Genomic DNA, 13591 nt, shown 5'->3' with positions numbered 1-13591 from the left:
AATACCGGCACACGCGAGGTTGCGGTCGAGAGATGTCCCGCCGGCGACGAGGGGAGACGACCGCGGAGCGATGGCACGGCCAGCACAGCGGACGTGGCGGGGCGCGACATGGCGCGTGAGGCGCTCGTCGCCGGCGAGGCGCTGATCGACTTCATCCCCGACAGGCACGGTCCCCTAACGGCGGTCGAGTCCTTCTCCCGACGCGCGGGCGGCGCGCCGGCCAACGTCGCGGTCGGGCTCGCCAGGCTCGACCGGACGCCGTGGTTCTGTACGGCGCTCGCGACCGACGCCTTCGGCGACCACCTCGCGACCGTGCTCGACCGCGAGGGGATCCCGGACCGATTCGTGCGCCGCGAGCCGGACGCGCGGACCGCGCTGGCGTTCGTCTCGCACAGCGAGGACGCCGACCGGGAGTTCACCTTCTACCGGCAGGGGACGGCCGACAGGCTGTTCGACGCGAGCGGCGTCCCGGACGACGTCCTCGACTCGGTTGACGTCGTGGTCGTCGGCGGGGTGACATTGACCGTCGAGCCCGCACGGTCCGCGACGTTCGACCTCGTCGAGCGCGCCCGGGAGACCGGCTGTCGGGTCTGCTTCGACCCGAACGTCCGGCCGGAGCTCTGGGAGGTCGACCCCGAACCGACGCTGCGGCGGATGCTCTCGGCGACGGACGTGCTCAAGGCCTCAGGGGAGGACCTCGGCGGCGACGCGCTGCCGGCGGACCCCGACGAACTGCTCGACGCCGGACCGGACGCCGTCTTCCTGACGGAGGGCGACGCGGGGGCGCGCCTGATCGCCGGCGAGGACTCCCCGTGGGGGCGCGGCGAGTGGCGCCACGGCGGCTACCGCGTCGACGGCGTCACCGACACGACGGGCGCGGGCGACGCGTTCACCGCCGGCGTCGTCGCGGGACTGGTCGACGGGACCACGCCCGAGGAGCTCCTCGGGTTCGCGAACGCCGTCGCCGCGGCCTCGACCCGGTCCGAGGGCGCGATGACCGCGCTCCCGAACAGGGAGGCGATCCGGCGTGTCCGGGAGGACGCCTGACCGCCGCTCCTCCGATCGCTCGCGGCGAGCCTCACTCGGCGTTCGACCGGGCGTTCGCGACGACGACGTCGATCAGGTACGAGAACGCCGGGAACAGCACTGCGACCACGGCGAGGTGTCCGGGATCGATCCCCGCGGGACCGTCGAGGAGAAGCCCGGTGTACTGGAGGACCGCCAGCGTGAGCACCACGACCGTCGTTCGCGCGGCGTACCCTGCGAGCGACCGGTTCGGGAACCGCATACGGCGGGCTGGCTCCTCCACTCACTCAACGCTTTCGGGCCGGTCCCGCTCGCGTTCCCGCCGTCGATCCAACACTCGCTCGAACCCCTTCCCCGGCCCGCCCTCGATCGGCCACCCCTTCGTCCGCCACTGAGGGGGTTCCGGCGAGAACTCGGCGCACGACCCCGAACACTCCCGCGCGGTCGGAACCTTCTCCTTCGCCGCGCAGTGGGGAACGAGCGCGCGCCCCTCGCGCCGGAGTTCGAAGTGTCGGCAGTCGGGTCGCATCGTGTCGTGGAACGAGCGCCACCCCTTCCCGTAGGCGCGCTCCGCGATCTCCAGCCGCAGCGTCTCGGTCTCGGCGTCGCGGCGCTCCTCCTCGCCGGGCGCGAGGTCGCTCGGGTGCCACGCCACATCGGCGGCGTCGGCGTCGACGCCCGCGGAGAAGTCGGTCGCGAGGATCCCCGCTTCGACCGGCAGCTCGCGGAGGAGGGCCGGCTCGACGCGCTCGCCGGTCGTCTCGGTCGCGAGCCACGCCTCGTCGGCGAGGGCGGTCTCCACGTCGTGTTCGAGCTGGTCGGCGAGCCGGTCGGCCGCGGAGCGGTCCAAGTCCGGCTTGTTCTCGACCGCGACGATCCGCTCGACCCAGTCCGGGAACGGGCGCACTCGGCGGATCTCGATCCGGTTCCCGTCGCGCCGCTTCTCGATCAGGCCGCGGCCCGCCGCCCGGTGGACCGCCTGTCGAACGTAGCGCCACGGGTAGCCGGGGTCGGACAAGGCGTCGCGGTACCACGCCCACGCGGCTGGCGCGCCGCGGACGACGTGGAGGAGGTCCGAGTCGATCGTCCGCTCGCCGAACGCGCGCCGCCGTTCGAACGCCGCGGGGTCGACCTCGATCACGACGGTGTCCCAGCGGCGCGCCTGCGTGCCGAGCTGGCGGGCGACGAGCGCGGGACGGCGTCCCTCGCTCGGGTGCCACTCCAGCTCGGCGTACCGACAGACCAACAGCTCGTAGCCGAACTCGGCGTCGGGCGTCACTGTCCACACCGTCGCGGGGCGCGGACAAAAGCGAAACGCTCGGGGCGGGGGCGCCCGCTGTCGGCCGATCGATCGCGCGCCCGTCCCCGCCCCCCGATCAGACGTACTTCCCGTCCTCCTCGTCTTTCCGCTCGTCGAGGTACACGTGGGCCTCCTCGAGGATCTCGCGCGGGCCGTCTTGGGTGATCGTGTTGAGCGCCTGGTCGTAGTCGCGCCACTGGAGGTCGCGGTGCTCCTTCGAGAGTTCGGCGCTCGCCTCGAACGAGCGGGCGATGAACAGGTGGACCGTCTTGTGGATGGTCTTGCCGTTCGCCTCGAACACGTAGTCGTACTCCTCGCGGAACCCGTCGATCAGCCGGAAATCCTCGATCCCGGCCTCCTCGCCGACTTCTCGTATCGCCGTCTGCTGGAGCTCCTCGTCCCCCTCGACCCCGCCTTTGGGGAACTCCCAGTCCCCCGGTCGGCTCTTCAGGAGCAAGTACTCCCGTTCGCCGCGGGTATCGCGGAAGAGGATGGCTCCGGCACTGGTCGCTTCGACCGTCATTGGCCGCAGGTAAGCGATCACCCCTAAAGAGCGTGTCGGACTCCCGAACGGATCCGAACGGCTCGGCCGCGTCGACCGGTCTTCGGCCGGATTCGCGGCGGGGTCTCGCGCGGCGACCGCGGGTAGGTGCGTTTTTACCGCTCCGGCGGTCATTCACGCACGACCCCCAGCCATGACCTTCGTCACGAAACTCCACTTCGCGTCCGGCGACCGCGACGTGCTCGCCGAGACCGTCCAAGAGCTCAAAGAGACGCTCGAACGCAAGGGCGCCGAGTGTAAGGGCCCGCACGCGAGCCCCTCGGAGCGCGTCACCGTGCCGCTGTACAAGGACCTCTCACCGGGCGACGAGTTCTCGCCGTGGCGCTACGACGTGTATCACCGCTCGATGGAGATCCACGGCGCCGACGACATCGCGCGGTCCGTCGTCGCGCGCGGCTTCCCCGACTCGATCCACGTCGAGGTCGAGGTCGGCCAGAAGAAACCGCTCGGTCACCGGCGCGACTGAGTCGCTCGACGCCGCCGAACCGACCGACGACTCCGGTCACGGCTGCGGTTTTCGCCGCGTCGGAATCCACGCGCCAGCGCCGGCTCAACCGAGCGTCCGGAGGTTCTCCGTCTCGACGCGGTCCGGCAGCCGCGCCAACGCGGCGTCGCACCACGCGTCGTGCCCGAGCGTGAGCGTCGTCTCCGGGTTCGCCGCCGCGAGCGCGGCCACACCCGCCGCCGCGGCGACCTGCGCCGCATCGTCGGTCCGCTCCGGAACCTCGGCGGTGAGCGGGTACGTCTCCGAGAGCGCGGGCGGATACGGCCCGAACGGTGGCTTCACGCGCCACACCGCGTCGTACGCGTGATTCGAGGGGGCCTTCGACTCGGTGAGCAGGAGGTCGTCGGGCGCCGCCAGCCTATCGAGTCGGTCGTGGTGTCGCATCACCTCGGGGCGACGGGCCGCCTCCCGTGAGGTGTAGAAGAACGCGTCCTTCGACCCGGGGTCGGTCCGCTCCAGTTCGTCGGCGTGGTCGAGCAGCGCGCGGTAGCCGTCGAGCATCGCCGGGTGGCCGCGGGCGCGGCGGTCGACCAGCTCCAGCAGCGTCCCCGAGCGGATCGCCTCCTTCACGCGGCGCAGTTCCTCGAAGGTGACGTGGAGGTTGTGCTCGGCGAGCAGCCGCTCCGCCTCGCCGTCGTCGAAGCCGCGGAGGTCCGCCGGCTCGTGGTCGGCGCACACGGGACACGAGCAGGGGAAGTAGTCGAGCGCTTCGAGGTGTTCGGTGCCCGAGACCGTCAGGTAGCGGCCGTCGCGGGCCATCAGCGCGTACGCGGCCGAGTCGAACAGATCGCAGCCAGCAGCCACCGCGAGCGCCAGCATCATCGGGTGGCCGGCCCCGAACAGGTGGACCGGCGCCCCCGGCCCGAGCCCGCGCTTCGCTGCGCGCACCGCCTCGACCACCTCGGCGTAGCGGTACGAGTTGAGCAGCGGCACCATCGCCCCGACCGGGAACACGTCGAGGTCGGTCGCGGCCGCGTGGCGCCCCGCCTCCTCGCGGAGGTCGGCGTACGTCGCCCCCTGGACCGGCCCGTTGACGAGCATCTCGCCGGTCTCGGCGGCCTCGGCGTCTGCGAGCGCCCGCTTCGTCGTCTCGAGCTCTGACTCGGCGCGCTCGCGGTCGGCGTCCGGGGGCGTCGGCACGTCGACGGGCGTCGCCACGTCGCTGCCGATCTGTCGCTGGAACTCGATTATCTCCTCGGTCGTCACGTCGATGTCGCCGTACTCGGCCAGCTGGAAGGAGCCCGAGTCGGTCATGATCGCGCCGTCGAAGCCGAGGAACTCGTGGAGCCCCTCGTCGAGCACGCGGTCGCGGATGCGGTCCGTGCTGCGGATGATGTAGGAGTTCGTGATCAGCATCTCCGCGCCGAACTCCTCGCGGAGCCGCTCCGGCTCGATCGTGAGCACGTTGGGGTTGACCACGGGCAGGAGCGCCGGCGTCTCGACCGTGACGTCGGCGCGGGGGACCGTCAGCCGACCGATCCGCCCGGCGGCGTCGTGGTCCCGGATCTCGAAGTGATCGCGCATACCCGGACTGCGCGGACGCGAGCGGTAAGGGTTGCGTTCGGCGGCGAGCGCGCCCGCAGGGGCCGCCCCCCGGCGCGAGCGGGGCTCAGAGCCCGGTCGGATGCGAGAGGTACGTCGTCTCGACGCCCCAGTCGGCGGTCAGCGACTCCAGCGCCCGAACGCCGAACGTCTCCGTCGCGTAGTGGCCGGCGAGGAAGACGGTCACCCCGGCCTCGCGGGCGTCGTGGTACACCTGTTGTTTCCCCTCGCCCGTGATCAGCGCGTCCGCGCCCGCCGCGACCGCCTCGTCGAGCCAGTCGACCCCGGAGCCGGTGACGACCGCGACCCGTTCGACCTCGTCGGGCCCGAAGTCCAGGACGCGCGTGGGCGACGGCTCGCCGTCCGGTTGGCCCTCGAACCCGTCGAGCGTCTCGCGGAGCGCGTCCGCCGAGCGCGGCGCCGCCGTCTCCCCGATCGTGCCGATCGTCACCGGGCCGATCTCGCCGAAGGGGTCACGGTCTTCGAGTCCGATCTCGGTGGCGACGCCCGCCGCGTTGCCCAGTTCCCGGTGGCCGTCGAGCGGGAGGTGCGAGACGTACAGCGCGATGTCGTGCTCGATGAGCGCCGCGATCCGGTCGTGGACGCGACCGGTCACGCGTTCGATGCCGCCCCACGAGAGCCCGTGGTGGACCACGAGGACGTCGGCGCCCGCGTCCGCGGCGGCCTCGATCGTCGCCGTCGCGGCGTCGACCGCGAAGGCGACCCGTTCGACCTCGGCGGGTCCGGTGCCCGGGCTAGCGGCCTCGCCGCCCGGGCCGACCTGAAGGCCGTTCGCGCTCGCGTCGACGTCGGCGTACGCGGCCGTGTCGAGCTCCTCGTCGAGTCGGTCGACGTACTCGGAGAGCCTCATACCGGTCGGTGTGCGCGTCGGCGAATAAAGGGCGCGGAGCGGGCGCGGTCGAGAACGTCGGGGCCGGCGGTCGGGGGTCAGTCGTCGAGCTCCTCGGCGACGGAGTCCGGGACCGCGTCCGGGGAGCCGACCCCGGCGTCGGGAGCGTCCGACTCGACCGAGTCGCCCGTCTTCGGCGTGAAGTCGGGGTCGAACAGCCGGAGCGCCGTGCGGATCGTCTCCCAGTCGTCCTCGCCGGCCGCGTCTCGGAGCGAGTGCGTCGGGGCGGCGAGCAGCTGGCCGACGAGGGCGTCGGCGAGGTCGGCGACCGTCTGGCGCTGCTCGTCCGTGAGGTCGCCCTGCGCCTCCAGCTTCGACATCGCGCGGTCGAGCTCGCGCGCCTTCACCCGGTCCGCGCCGGCGTACATCGCCGAGATGGCGTCGTCGGCGCGCTTGCGCTTGTACGCCTCGAGGATGCGGTCGAGCTCCGCGTCGATGATCGACTCGACCTCGCGCGCCTCCGCGGCGCGGCTCTCCCTAGTCCGCTGGGTCACGTCTTCGAGGTCGTCGATGTCGAAGACGGTCACGCCCTCGCGCGCGCCGGCCGCCGGGTCGACGTCGCGGGGCTGCGCGATGTCGATACAGACGACCCGGCCGGCGCCGTCGACGTACGACGGGTGGACGACGAGGTCGGGGCTGCCGGTCGCGGTGACGACGAGGTCGGCGTCGGGGACCACGGCGGGGAGGTCCGCGAGCGGCACCGCCTCCGCGGGCGTGTCGACCTCCTCGGCGACGAACTCCGCGTGCGGGACGGTGCGGTTCGCGACGACGATGTCCGAGACCGGCGTGTCGTCGAGCGCCCGGGCCGCGAGCGTCCCCATCTCGCCGGCCCCGACGACGACGGCCGAGCCGTCGGTGAGGTCGATCTCGTCCGCCGCGAGCCGGACCGCGGCGGAACCGAGCGAGACGACGCCCTCGTTGATCTCGGTTTCCGTCCGCGCCCGCTCTCCGACGTGGAGCGCCTTCGTCACGGCGTCCTTGAGGACGGGGCCGATGCCGCCGGCGGACTTCGACTCCTCGTAGGCCTCCCGCAGCTGCCCGATGATCTGGTCTTCGCCGAGCACGAGCGACTCCAGCCCGGAGGCGACGCGCATCAGGTGTTCCAGGCTCTCCTCGTGGTCGAGGCGGCGGACCGCGCCGCCGCGGACGTCCGGCGCGAACGTCGACAGCGCCGTCGTGCCGTCGACGGTCCGGTCGGTGACGACGTACGCCTCCGAGCGGTTACACGTCTGCACCGCGAACGCCTCTTCGACCCCTTCTCGCGCGAGCAGGTCGGAGACGGTCGCGCGGACGCCGTCGCCGCCGGCGGCCTCGATCTCGTCGACCGTCGCGTCGGCGTGGGCGACGCTCACGCCGGCGATCGCACCCGTCTCTCTCATCGGTCGAGTACCTCCTCGATCACGGTGTCGGCCTCTTGCCGTCCGTTGGATCTCCCCTTTTGTAAACCCTTCCAAACCCCCCGGGATCTGACAACGCGTCGAACCGCTTCCCGGCGTTTCTCGGGAGGTATACCCTCGGATTTCAGTTCCTCGCGGATCTCGCCAGAGAGCGCCGCCATCTCGCCCGCCCCCTCTATCTCGGCCTCGATCCGCTCGCGTAACGCCTTCGCGAGCGCGGGGCTGGTCCCGCCCGTCGAGAGCGCGACGGTCACCGGCTCGTCTTCCACCGTCGCGGGCACCACGACGCTCCCGGGGTCGCGACCCCCGGAGACGTCGGTCCGGTTGACCAAGATCCCGCGGTCGAGCGCGGCCGACTCCACGGCGGCGTTGACCGCGGCGTCGTCGGTCGCGGCGACCGCGAGCGCGGGACCGAGCCGATCGATCCAGCCGGCGACCGCGTCGGCGTCCGGAGCGGCGCGTAGCAGTTCGATCGCGGTGTCGCGCTCCGCCGCGGGGTCGTCGGGCGAGGGCAATCGCTCGTCGAAGTCGGGACTCACGACCACGACGCGCGCGGCCTCGTCGAAGCCGCGGGCCTTCCGCGAGCCGACGGCGCCGCCGCCGAAGACGACCACCGTCTCGCCCGCGAAGTCGTGGTACAGCGGCGTCACGGACGGCCTCCGGTCCCCGCGATTCGGGGAGTCACGCCGTGTTGCTGTCCGCCCGGTCCGCGATGCGGATACCGGTCTTCTTCAGGATGCGCGTCGAGAACAGGGTGTCCCAGTCGTCCGCGCCGACGTCCCAGTAGTCGTCCATCAGCTCCCTGACCTCGGCGATCCGGCGCTCGCTCTCGGCCTCGGTGCGGCCGTGCGTCATGGCGAAGAAGTTGTACTCCCAGACGCCGGCGTGGCGCGGGCGCTCGTAGCAGTGCGTGACGAAGCCTAGGTCGGCGACGGCGGGGCCGACCTCGTCAAGGGCGTCTTCGGGCACGTCCCAGACGGTCATCCCGTTCTCCGTGTAGCCGAGCGCGTAGTGGTTCGGGATGACGCCGACGCGGCGCACCTTCCCCTCCCGCTCGAACCGCTTGATCGTCTCGATCACCCAGTCCACGTCGGCGCCGACCGCGGCGGCCACGTCGGCGTACGGCGTCTCGGTCACCGGGAGCCCGCCCTGGATCTCGACGACGAGGTCGCGCTCGTCGGGCGTCAACGTTCCGCGGTCGCTGGGCGAGACGTCGGGCCCGAGCCCCGAGAGGTCCACGTCGCCGTCGGGGACCGGCCCGTCGACGAGGAACTTCGCGCCGACGTGGAACTCCCGGAGCTTCGGGAGGTTGTACGTCTCCTGGCTCGTCGCGTCCTCGATCTCCGCGAGCACCTCCTCGACGCGGTCGCTCCCGTCCTTGTCGGGGTCCGGGTGGTCCGCGACGCTCACCACGAACCACATGTTGAGGTGCGGGTGCTCCCGCTCGTAGTTGTGTGCGACCGCGGTGAACTCGTTCACCGTCTCCGCGACCTCGTCGTAGCGGTCCTCGGGCGCGTGCATCGCGACGAGCGAGGCGGCGCCGCCGATCTCCTCGGCGTTGACGAGCGCGCCGAACCGCGAGAGGATCCCCTCCTCGTCGAGCTCGCGGACGCGCTCGCACAGCTCCGGTCCCGTCACGCCGACGCCGCGCTCGCGGAGCGCGGCCGCCGCCGCGTCGAAGGGGCGCTCCGCGACCGGGAAGCCGCCCTGGAACGCGTTGATGATCGCGCGGTCGAGCGCCGTCAGGTCCGCGTCGACCTCCTGCATGGACCGATCTCGGAGCCGCGCGAGAATAAGCGATCCGACCTGACGCCGCGCCGCCGCGGCGGAGGGTGACCGTCGACGCCCGGCGCGCTCCGGGAGCTACCCGTCCACGTCGCGGGCGATGTCGGCGAGCGACGACCGCGGCCCGCGGTCCGCGTCGTACACGGTCCGCTCGCCGGGGATCCGCAGCCCGTACAGCTCGCCGGACACCACCACGTCGAGGACGACGCTCTCGCCCGGCTCCCGGCCGTTCGCGTCGAGCCACTCGACCAGCCGGTTCGTCCCCTCGCCGGACTCGCGCGCCAGCCGCCGGTTGTCGAACGCGCCGCGGAGGAGCCGCCCGCGCGAGTCGGCCGCGACACGCGCGTGGTACTCGCCGCGACCGATCGCGACGCGGATCAGGTCCCCCTGACTCACTCCGAGCGCGTCGCAGGCCCCGGACTCGACGCGCCTGTCGAGCGCGTCGTCGTCGGGAAGTCTGACGCAGGGGCGGCGAGTGCCGCCGCTCCGGGCGAGCGAGACGCGAACCGAGGAAACGTCCTCGCCGTCGGAGGGAACGCGAGGCATCGAAGCGCCGTTACTCGTCGGCGTCGGCGTCGCCCTCGCCGAGCGCGGCCGCCACGTCGCCGTCGCCGTCGACGACGCTCGCGTTGATCTGCGCGATGTCGTCGTCGACCTCGCGGCCGCGGACGGTGATCCGCTTGCGCTCGCCCTCGCGGGAGGGCTCGAAGCCGACGCCGCCCTCGAGGAGGAGCTCCTTCAGGCGGGTGCCGGAGACGTCTTCGCGCATCGGGCGCCCGGTTTCGTCGGAGCCGCCGGTGAGTTCGATCGTATGGTCGGAGAGCCCGACGGCGTCGCCGCCGATCTCGTCGCCGAGTTCGCGACCGAGGAATCGGTTGGCGTCCTGTCCGTCGACCTCTCGCTGGAACGTCTCGCCGGTCTCGGGGTCGGCGACGACGACTTTGAATTCGGCCATGCCCGAACGCAGACCCCCGCGCATAAAAAGCACGTCGAAACGTCGGAACCGCGCGCCGCGCAGCGCTCAGTCGGCTGCCCCGCCGACGCGCACGATCCGGCGCTCGCCGTCGCCCCACGGCCCCTCCACGAACGCGGTCTCGACCGCGCGGGCGACGGCGTCGGGGTCGTCCGGACCGCCGGCGTCGGCGACGCTCCCGACCGAGCCGGGATCGAACGGCAGGCCGAGCGCGTCGTAGACCGGTTCGGTGACCGACGCGATCGGCGCGGCGTCCGCCGCCGAGACGACGAGGACGCCGGCGACGAGCGCCGCGTCGGCGCGCACGCGCTGCGCGAGCCCGGCGACCTTCCCGCCGCCCGCGGCCCCGCCGGTTTCCGTCGCACCGCCCCCAGCGACGCGCAGGGAGTGCTCGCCGGGGCAGAACGCGGCCGGGGGCTCGCCGCGGACCACGTCGGCGCCGAGGTCGCGGAGCGCGTCGCGGAGCGTCTCGGTCGCGGTCTCGTACCGCGAGTCGATCGACCCCCGGTCGCCGCCGGTCGGTACTGCGACGCCGAACGAGAGCGTCGACCCGGTGTACGCGACCGCGCGACCGCCCACGTCGCGCTCGACGGCAGGGAATCCGGCCGCGCGCGCCGCCCGCTTCGCCCGGTCGAACCCCGGCTCGCGGGTGTCCCGCCGGCCGAAGGCGACCTGCTTCGGCGGCGCCGTGACGCGGACGGCCGGGACCCCCTCCGCGGCCGACGCGAGCAGGTCGCCCGCCGGCTCCCGGTCGGCCGCCGGGGTCGCGAACTCGCCCCTGTACACGCGCATGGACGTGCCGACGGCGGCGGCACACAAGCCCCTTGCGCCGAGCGCGGTCGCTCGGGGCGGGGAGAAACCGAGGGCCCCGGGGGGCGCCGGCGCGTGACACAACAGTTTTGTCGGCGCTGGAAGTGGTACCGGTATCGATGAGCGACCTGAGCGCCCTGCCGGTTCAGGCGTACCTGACCGCCTGCCTGCTGGCCGGCGTCATCGGGCTCTGGCTCGGTCGGGTCGCGTGGCGGGAGCGCGACGAGCCCGGCGGCCTCGAGGTCGCGCTGTACCTCCTCAGCGGCGGCGGCGCGTCGCTGCTGTACGGCCTCCAGATCGCCGCGTCCGGTGAGCTCGCGATGCGCGTCGCGCTCAGCCTCGCGACGCCGCTCCTCGGCGCGCTTCCCGTCCTCTGGATGGCGTTCGCGCTGGCGTTCACCGGGCGCGAACGCTGGCGGACGGAGAACCGGATCGTCGCGCTCGCGACCCCCGCGTTCGTCTGGGTCCTCCTCGCGTGGTCGAGCGGGACCCACGGGCTGGCCCGGCGCTCCGTCGCCCCCGTCGCCGACGGCCCGTTCACGCTGCTCGGATACGGGTTGGGTCCCGCCGGCGGCGCGTTCGTCCTCTTCGCGTACGCGCTGTGTCTCGCCGGCGCGTCCCTCGTCGTCGACCTCTACGACCGGACCGGGAACCGCTACCGGCTCCAGACGTTCGTCGTGCTGCTCGGCACGCTGTTCCCGTTCCTCGCGGGGGCCGTGACGTTCGTCGACGTCGGGAGCTACGGGGACCTCTCGTGGCTGCCGACGGCGTTCGTGATCCACGGCGTGTTCCTCTACGGCACCGTCTTTTGGCTCGGCACCCTCGACGCCGCGGTCGTCGCGCGCGACACCGCGGTCGAGGTGATGCAGGACCCGGTGATCGTCTCCGGCTCCGACGGGCGGATCCGCGACCTCAACCCCGCCGCCGAGTCGCTCCTCCCGCCCGACGCGGTCGGCTCGTCGCTGTCGGACGTGTTCCCGCGGCTGGAGTCCGGCGTCGAACACCCGATCGCCATCGGGGACCGCGAGTTCGACATCCAAGAGAACCCGATCACGGACCCGCGCGGGACCGACCGCGGCCACGTCTTCCTGCTCCGCGACGTGACCGCGCGGGAGCGGCGACAGGCGGAACTCGAACGCCGGGAGGCGGAGCTCGAACGGCAGAACGAGCGGTTAGAGGAGTTCGCCGGCGTCGTCTCGCACGACCTGCGAAACCCACTCGCCGCCGCGTCTGCGGCCGTCGAGCTGGCCCGCCAGCGCGACGGCGACCCCGACGGCGCCTTAGAGCGGGCCGCGAACGCCCACGAGCGGATGGACGACATGATCGAGGGACTCCTCGCGCTGGCGACGGCGGGGGAGACGGTCGACGACCTCGACCGGGTTTCGCTGGACGGGACGGTCAGACGCGTCTGGTCGCGGCTCGAGACCGCCGACGCGACGCTGACCGTCGAGGGCGACGCGACCGCGTTGGCCGACCGCGACCGGCTCGAACAGCTGACCTCCAACCTGTTCCGCAACGCGATCGAACACGCGGGAGAGGACGTGGCCGTCACGGTCGCTATCACCCGAGGCGGCGACCGGGCCGCGCTCTCGATCGGCGACGACGGTCCCGGGATCCCGGCCGAGGAGCGCGAGCGAGTCACCGAGCGCGGCGTGTCGCTCGGCGGCGGCACCGGGCTGGGGCTGGCGATCGTCGGCGACATCGCCGAGGCGCACGGCTGGACGCTCTCGGTCGCCGAGTCCGACGCCGGCGGCGCGCGGTTCGTGATCGAGGGGATGGAGGTCGCCGACCCGTGACCGACCCGCCGGAGGCGACCGTCACGCTCCCCGCGGAGGTCGTCGAGCAATACGAGAAGTTCTCGCGGTTCAACTCCCCGTACCCCGCCCACGAACGCGGTCGCGCCGTCGACCTCTACCCGGGCGACGGGGTCGGCCGCTCTCCGGTCGCCGGGACCGTCAGCGCGGTCCGCACCGTCGGCTGTCCGGACCGCCCGTATGCGGCCGACGAGGACCACCTGATCGTCGTCGGCCTCGACGACGAGTGGTGTGCTCGCGCGGGCGCGCCCTCCGGCACCGTCGCGCGGATCCTCCACGTGATCCCGGCGGTGACGCCGGGCGACCGGGTCACCGTCGGCGACGCGCTCGGCCCGACGACCCGCTCGGGCTTCTTCGGCCAGTGGGTCGACGACCACGTCCACCTCGGGTTCCGCCCGCCGGACGCGAATCCCCTCCGAGCGAGCGGGTCGCTCCCGGTCGCCGCGGACCTCCCCGTGGAGCGGGTCGCGTGGGACGGGACCGGAACCGTCGTCGAGCGGGGGCCGACCCACGTCGTGCTCGCCGGCCCGCGGCGGACCGAGCCCGGACCGTCGTTCGCGGCGCTCGCGAGCGACGGGGGGGTCCCGCTCGACGGCGGGCTGACGCACTACGCGGGCGGCGGGACGTTCGCGGCGAGCGACGCGGCGCCCGGCGAGGACGGAAGAGACGAGCGACGCCCGCGGTCGGGCGACGCGGTGTCCCTCCTCGGGACCCGGATCGGAACCGCGGCCGCCCACGGCGGGGGGTCGTCCGGGGCGCCACGGGTCGAGTGGGGGGCGGTCGACGTCCGCGCGAACGGCGATCGCATCGTGGGGCTCTCCCTGTTCGCCGCGCGCGGCGAGCGCTTCGGCGTCAAGTTGGTCTGTCCGGACCGCTCGTTCGCGATCGGCGAGTCGGTGACGGTCGAGCTCGTGCCAAGCGACGACCCGATCCGGCTCGGCGTCGGGTGAGCGAGGCCGTCAATCGA

At 73.0% G+C, this 13591-nt stretch carries 15 protein-coding genes; 4 read left to right on the top strand and 11 right to left on the bottom strand.

All coding sequences use genetic code 11. The features are described 5' to 3' along the window. Positions 1 to 108: 108 nt before the first annotated feature. On the top strand, positions 109 to 1047 hold the full coding sequence (locus EO776_RS06620; RefSeq protein WP_094521259.1) for a carbohydrate kinase family protein: 939 nt from the start codon (positions 109 to 111) through the stop codon (positions 1045 to 1047). A gap of 31 nt (positions 1048 to 1078) precedes the next feature. Here the strand turns inward: EO776_RS06620 and EO776_RS06615 are convergent, their stop codons facing one another. The 3 genes from EO776_RS06615 to EO776_RS06605 form a co-directional block, all read right to left on the bottom strand. Beyond that, entirely contained in the window at positions 1079 to 1288 is a 210-nt protein-coding gene (locus EO776_RS06615; RefSeq protein WP_094521261.1) for a hypothetical protein, read from the bottom strand. A 21-nt stretch (positions 1289 to 1309) separates the two neighbouring features. Next, the gene (locus tag EO776_RS06610; RefSeq protein WP_094521262.1) at positions 1310 to 2305 is read right to left on the bottom strand and encodes a DUF5787 family protein; all 996 of its coding nucleotides are present in this window, start codon (positions 2303 to 2305) and stop codon (positions 1310 to 1312) included. A gap of 97 nt (positions 2306 to 2402) precedes the next feature. Next, on the bottom strand, positions 2403 to 2849 hold the full coding sequence (locus EO776_RS06605) for a bis(5'-nucleosyl)-tetraphosphatase (protein WP_049929747.1): 447 nt from the start codon (positions 2847 to 2849) through the stop codon (positions 2403 to 2405). A 172-nt stretch (positions 2850 to 3021) separates the two neighbouring features. Between EO776_RS06605 and EO776_RS06600 the strand changes: the two genes are divergently transcribed. Beyond that, positions 3022 to 3354: an uS10/mL48 family ribosomal protein gene (locus EO776_RS06600; RefSeq protein WP_049929748.1), complete on the top strand. Its 333-nt coding sequence runs from the start codon at positions 3022 to 3024 to the stop codon at positions 3352 to 3354. 84 nt (positions 3355 to 3438) lie between these two features. On the opposite strand, the gene tgtA is transcribed toward EO776_RS06600, so the two are convergent. From tgtA to EO776_RS06560, 8 genes are all read right to left on the bottom strand, one after another. Next, the gene (gene tgtA / locus EO776_RS06595) at positions 3439 to 4917 is read right to left on the bottom strand and encodes a tRNA guanosine(15) transglycosylase TgtA (RefSeq protein WP_049929749.1); all 1479 of its coding nucleotides are present in this window, start codon (positions 4915 to 4917) and stop codon (positions 3439 to 3441) included. Positions 4918 to 5002: 85 nt separating this feature from the next. Then, positions 5003 to 5806 (bottom strand): Nif3-like dinuclear metal center hexameric protein, encoded by an 804-nt coding sequence (locus tag EO776_RS06590; RefSeq protein ID WP_094521263.1) that lies wholly within the window; start codon positions 5804 to 5806, stop codon positions 5003 to 5005. A 77-nt stretch (positions 5807 to 5883) separates the two neighbouring features. Further along, positions 5884 to 7224, bottom strand: coding sequence for a glutamyl-tRNA reductase (hemA, locus tag EO776_RS06585; protein WP_094580559.1), 1341 nt, complete (start codon positions 7222 to 7224; stop codon positions 5884 to 5886). Beyond that, entirely contained in the window at positions 7221 to 7892 is a 672-nt protein-coding gene (locus EO776_RS06580; RefSeq protein ID WP_049929752.1) for a precorrin-2 dehydrogenase/sirohydrochlorin ferrochelatase family protein, read from the bottom strand. The genes hemA and EO776_RS06580 overlap by 4 nt, the downstream gene beginning before the upstream one ends. A gap of 31 nt (positions 7893 to 7923) precedes the next feature. After that, positions 7924 to 9009, bottom strand: coding sequence for a siroheme decarboxylase subunit beta (gene ahbB, locus EO776_RS06575; RefSeq protein WP_094521264.1), 1086 nt, complete (start codon positions 9007 to 9009; stop codon positions 7924 to 7926). Between the two features lie 96 nt (positions 9010 to 9105). Beyond that, positions 9106 to 9573, bottom strand: coding sequence for a DUF7112 family protein (locus EO776_RS06570; protein WP_094521266.1), 468 nt, complete (start codon positions 9571 to 9573; stop codon positions 9106 to 9108). A 10-nt stretch (positions 9574 to 9583) separates the two neighbouring features. Continuing rightward, entirely contained in the window at positions 9584 to 9982 is a 399-nt protein-coding gene (locus tag EO776_RS06565; protein ID WP_094521268.1) for a 30S ribosomal protein S6e, read from the bottom strand. 66 nt (positions 9983 to 10048) lie between these two features. Further along, positions 10049 to 10792: a lipoyl protein ligase domain-containing protein gene (locus EO776_RS06560; protein WP_094521270.1), complete on the bottom strand. Its 744-nt coding sequence runs from the start codon at positions 10790 to 10792 to the stop codon at positions 10049 to 10051. 137 nt (positions 10793 to 10929) lie between these two features. On the opposite strand from EO776_RS06560, the gene EO776_RS06555 reads away from it, so the two are divergent. Both EO776_RS06555 and EO776_RS06550 read left to right on the top strand, forming a co-directional pair. Beyond that, entirely contained in the window at positions 10930 to 12606 is a 1677-nt protein-coding gene (locus tag EO776_RS06555; protein ID WP_094494312.1) for a sensor histidine kinase, read from the top strand. Then, complete coding sequence (locus EO776_RS06550) at positions 12603 to 13574, top strand: hypothetical protein (RefSeq protein WP_094521272.1); 972 nt, start codon at positions 12603 to 12605, stop codon at positions 13572 to 13574. The genes EO776_RS06555 and EO776_RS06550 overlap by 4 nt, the downstream gene beginning before the upstream one ends. The last annotated feature ends 17 nt before the right edge of the window (positions 13575 to 13591 follow it).

It is taken from the genome of Halorubrum ezzemoulense (assembly GCF_004126515.1).
Taxonomy (GTDB): domain Archaea; phylum Halobacteriota; class Halobacteria; order Halobacteriales; family Haloferacaceae; genus Halorubrum; species Halorubrum ezzemoulense.
This window is presented reverse-complemented; position numbering and strand designations above follow the sequence as displayed.

What these genes read in the sequence shown, in the direction of transcription:
- EO776_RS06620 (WP_094521259.1), top strand. Translation starts at nt 109, where the DNA reads ATGGCGCGTGAGGCGCTCGTCGCCGGCGAGGCGCTGATCGACTTCATC.
- EO776_RS06600 (WP_049929748.1), top strand. Translation starts at nt 3,022, where the DNA reads ATGACCTTCGTCACGAAACTCCACTTCGCGTCCGGCGACCGCGACGTG.
- EO776_RS06555 (WP_094494312.1), top strand. Translation starts at nt 10,930, where the DNA reads ATGAGCGACCTGAGCGCCCTGCCGGTTCAGGCGTACCTGACCGCCTGC.
- tgtA (WP_049929749.1), bottom strand. Translation starts at nt 4,917, where the DNA reads ATGCGCGATCACTTCGAGATCCGGGACCACGACGCCGCCGGGCGGATC.
- EO776_RS06570 (WP_094521266.1), bottom strand. Translation starts at nt 9,573, where the DNA reads ATGCCTCGCGTTCCCTCCGACGGCGAGGACGTTTCCTCGGTTCGCGTC.
- EO776_RS06565 (WP_094521268.1), bottom strand. Translation starts at nt 9,982, where the DNA reads ATGGCCGAATTCAAAGTCGTCGTCGCCGACCCCGAGACCGGCGAGACG.
- EO776_RS06605 (WP_049929747.1), bottom strand. Translation starts at nt 2,849, where the DNA reads ATGACGGTCGAAGCGACCAGTGCCGGAGCCATCCTCTTCCGCGATACC.
- EO776_RS06560 (WP_094521270.1), bottom strand. Translation starts at nt 10,792, where the DNA reads ATGCGCGTGTACAGGGGCGAGTTCGCGACCCCGGCGGCCGACCGGGAG.
- EO776_RS06615 (WP_094521261.1), bottom strand. Translation starts at nt 1,288, where the DNA reads ATGCGGTTCCCGAACCGGTCGCTCGCAGGGTACGCCGCGCGAACGACG.
- ahbB (WP_094521264.1), bottom strand. Translation starts at nt 9,009, where the DNA reads ATGCAGGAGGTCGACGCGGACCTGACGGCGCTCGACCGCGCGATCATC.
- hemA (WP_094580559.1), bottom strand. Translation starts at nt 7,224, where the DNA reads ATGAGAGAGACGGGTGCGATCGCCGGCGTGAGCGTCGCCCACGCCGAC.
- EO776_RS06590 (WP_094521263.1), bottom strand. Translation starts at nt 5,806, where the DNA reads ATGAGGCTCTCCGAGTACGTCGACCGACTCGACGAGGAGCTCGACACG.